The organism is Mesorhizobium sp. M8A.F.Ca.ET.165.01.1.1 (genome assembly GCF_004792065.1).
In the GTDB taxonomy this organism is placed as follows: domain Bacteria; phylum Pseudomonadota; class Alphaproteobacteria; order Rhizobiales; family Rhizobiaceae; genus Mesorhizobium.
Map to the genome: position 1 here is coordinate 1 of NZ_SRTH01000249.1, position 285 is coordinate 285.

Here is a 285-nt window from a genome sequence, read left to right on the forward strand (position 1 = left end):
GCCGGGCGAACACCGCTGCGGCGCAGAACAGCGCCATCACCACCATGGTCGTGACGATGTGGGCGGCATAGAGCACGCCGGCGCGCCGCCACATTTTCAGCGTCGCCAGCAGCCGGCCGCCGGGCTGGAATTTGCTGCCGTAGGCGAGCGCCACCGACATGCCGGAGATCAGCACAAAGGCTTCGGCCGCGTCCGAGAAGCCGAAATTCTTGTAGGTCAGCGTCTCGAACATTGTGCCAGGCACATGGTCGATGAAGATGGTGAGCAGCGCGAGCGCGCGAAACA

Annotated in this window: 1 protein-coding gene; it reads right to left on the reverse strand. The window is 64.6% G+C overall.

The window, feature by feature from the left end:
• Window positions 1-285, reverse strand: a 285-nt coding sequence (opgC, locus tag EN808_RS35955) for an OpgC domain-containing protein (RefSeq protein WP_189524262.1), incomplete at both ends; no start/stop codon positions are given.